At 75.3% G+C, this 2,921-nt stretch carries 3 protein-coding genes; 1 reads left to right on the top strand and 2 read right to left on the bottom strand.

Features of this window, described 5'->3' with window-relative positions; all coding sequences use genetic code 11:
- A partial coding sequence (locus ABD308_RS01025) for an MFS transporter (RefSeq protein ID WP_344323562.1) occupies positions 1 to 1,257 on the bottom strand: 1,257 nt, incomplete at its 3' end.
- 157 nt (positions 1,258 to 1,414) lie between these two features.
- Positions 1,415 to 1,771 carry an ArsR/SmtB family transcription factor gene (locus tag ABD308_RS01020; RefSeq protein ID WP_344323548.1) on the bottom strand — a complete coding sequence of 119 codons (357 nt, stop codon included), beginning with the start codon at positions 1,769 to 1,771 and terminating at the stop codon, positions 1,415 to 1,417.
- 243 nt (positions 1,772 to 2,014) lie between these two features.
- Between ABD308_RS01020 and ABD308_RS01015 the strand changes: the two genes are divergently transcribed.
- The gene (locus tag ABD308_RS01015; RefSeq protein WP_344323712.1) at positions 2,015 to 2,887 is read left to right on the top strand and encodes a nuclease; all 873 of its coding nucleotides are present in this window, start codon (positions 2,015 to 2,017) and stop codon (positions 2,885 to 2,887) included.
- The last annotated feature ends 34 nt before the right edge of the window (positions 2,888 to 2,921 follow it).

Below are 2,921 nucleotides of genomic sequence, written 5' to 3'. Positions count from 1 at the left end.
GGGGGTGCGGCGGGGGCTGCGGGGGCGGGACGGCGCCGGGGTGGGGGTGCGCCAGGTGTGGGTGGCCAGGGTGGCCGCGGCGAGGGCGAGGGTGCCGAGGGCGGCGGTGGCGGTGGGGAGGCCGGCGGTGGCGCCGAGCCAGCCGGCCAGCGGGTAGGCGAGCAGCCAGCAGCCGTGCGAGAGGGAGAACTGGGCCGCGAAGGCGGCGGGCAGGTCGGCCGGTGGCACGGCGGACCGCAGCAGGCGTCCGCCCGGGGTGAGGATCAGCGAGCCGGCCGCGCCCAGCCCGGCCCACAGGGCGAGCAGCGCGGGCCAGCGCCATCCGCCGCCGGCCGCCGCCGGTCCCGCCGTGCCGACCACCGCCAGGGCGGCGAGCAGCCCCGCGATCGCGAAGGCGGCGGGCAGCATCACCGCCCGGTCCGCGACCCGGTCCAGCACCCGGGGCAGCAGCAGCGCGACCGCCATCGACCCGCCGCCGTACGCGCCGAGCGCGAGCGGCACGTCACTCGCGGGGCGGCCGAGTTGGTCGCGGACGTAGACGACGGTGTTGACGATCACCGTCGCCCCGCCGGCGGCGACGGCGAGGTCCAGAGCCAGCAGCGCCCGCAGCCGCGGCACGGAGAGGAAGAGCCGGATCCCGGCCGTCGAGCGCGTCGCGAACCCGCGCCCGGGTGCGTCCCCCACCGTCCCGCCCGGCAGCACCACCGAGACGACCAGCACCGCCGAGGCGAGGAAGCCGGCGACCGTCCCCCAGAACAGCCAGCGGTAGCCGACCAGCGCCAGCAGTCCGGCGGCCAGGGCCGGGCTGACCAGGCTCTCGGTGTCGTAGGCGAGCCGGGAGAGGGACAGGGCCCGGGTGTAGTCGCGCTCCTCGGGCAGGACGTCGGGGATCACCGACTGGAACGCCGGGGTGAAGGTCGCCGAGGCCGCCTGCAGGACGAAGATCAGCAGATAGACCTGCCAGACCGCGCCGACGAACGGCAGCCCGAGCGCCACCCCGGCGCGCGCCAGGTCGGCGGCGGCCAGGAGGCGCCGGCGCGGGATCCGGTGCGCCAGCGCGGACACGACCGGGGCGATCCCCACGTAGGCGACCATCTTGATCGCCAGTGCGGTGCCCAGCACCGAGCCGGCGTCGGGCCCGGCGAGGTCGTAGGCGAGCAGGCCCAGCGCCACGGTGGCCAGGCCGGTGCCGGCGAGGGCGACCACCTGGGCGGTGAACAGGTGCCGGTAGGTGCGGTTGCGGAGCACGGAGAGCATCAGGGACTCCGTTCGGACTCGGCGCGAGCCGGGGCGTCCCGGGCGGGCCGCCCACTCCTTCAGAATAGGGCAACATGTGCATACATGTGCACGCTTTAACCAAAAAAACCGCCCCCTCCGCCGAAGGCAGGGCGGCGGCGCGGCGCGCTCGCCGGGCTCAGTCGTGCGGCGGCAGCCCGCTGATCTGGTGGTCGGCGACGTTCAGCGCCTCGTTGACCAGCCGCCGCAGGTGCCCGTGCCGCAGCGCGTACACCACCCGCCGGCCGTCCTTGCGGGCCGACACCAGCCCGGCCAGCCGCAGCTTGCCGAGGTGCTGGCTGACCGAAGGGCGGGCCGCGCCGGCGGCCTCGGTCAGCGTCGTCACGTCCGCCTCCCCCTCGCTCAGCCGCTGGAGCAGCGCGAGCCGGGTGCGGTCGGCGAGCAGGGCGAGGATGCCGGCGGCCACGTCCAGCCGTTCGTCCGCGCCGGACTGTTGCGACGGATGTGCACCTGATACCTGGAGGCTCCCGCTCATGGCCTCATCGTAGAGGGCGCGCGACCACCGTTCACCCGCCCGGCTTCGCTCGGTTCACGCCCCCTGCCGCCAACGCGCCCCCGCTGTTCACCGGCCTGTTCCCGCACCGCGCGGCCTCCCGCGGCCAGAATGAGCCCGCCGGAACCCGTTCACCCGGGCCGCCCGCCGCACACCGGCCCAGCGGCCCGCCGGTCCATCAGTCCACCAGCGCCCGACGACCCGCCAGCGGAGGCGACCGTGTCCATGCTCGTCATCAAGGGGACCTACCGGATCCTCGACAGCCAACCCGACGGCGACACCGTCCACTTCACCCCGCAGGACCCCGGCTTCTGGCACGACGTGCCGGGCCCGCACCGCGTCAAGCGCAACAGCCACGGCGGCGGCACCGTCCGGATGGACGCGATCGACGCGCTGGAGACCCACTACGAGGGCGTCGGCCCCGGCACCGTCCACCAGCCGCTCGGCCTCGGCGCGCACGCGGCCCGCGACGAGCTGATCTCCTGGCTCGGTTTCACCGGCGTCGTGCAGAACGCCGACGAGAAGGTGACCGCCTCGACCCCGGAGACCGTGCCCGGATACGTGCTGGCGAGCGGCGCCGACACCTTCGGCCGGGCCGTCTGCCTGGTCGGACGCGGCGGGCTCCCCTCCGACACGCGCAGCGGCGACCGGATCACCGTCACCGTGGACCTGCTGCGGCGGACCGCCAACCACCACCTGCTCGCGCGCGGGCTGGTCTACCCCACCTTCTACAGCAACCTGCCCGAGGTGCTGCGGGTCGACCTGGCCGCCGTCGCCCGGCAGGCGCGCGCGGACAAGGCGCCCGGCGGCGTCTGGCAGTACGACCTCACCACCGACGGCGTCAAGGTCGACGACCTCGCCTCGATCACCGACCACCAGGTGCTGCTGCCCAAGCTGTTCCGCCGACTCGCCGACTACGTCCGGCTGTTCGGCCCCGCGCTGGACGGCTTCCCGGCGTACCTGGCGGGCGAGGGCGAGCAGTTCCACGTGCCCGAGCAGGAGAAGGCGATCCGCGGCCTGCAGCACCTGGTCGAGGTCACCGGCGGCACCGTCCGGATGACCCGGCCGATCGAGGAGGTCGTGCTCGTCGAGAAGTGACGCCCGGCGGCACCCCGCGCCGCTCGCCCGCTCG

Origin of the sequence: Kitasatospora putterlickiae (assembly GCF_039527695.1) — a bacterium.
GTDB lineage: Bacteria > Actinomycetota > Actinomycetes > Streptomycetales > Streptomycetaceae > Kitasatospora > Kitasatospora putterlickiae.
This window is presented reverse-complemented; position numbering and strand designations above follow the sequence as displayed.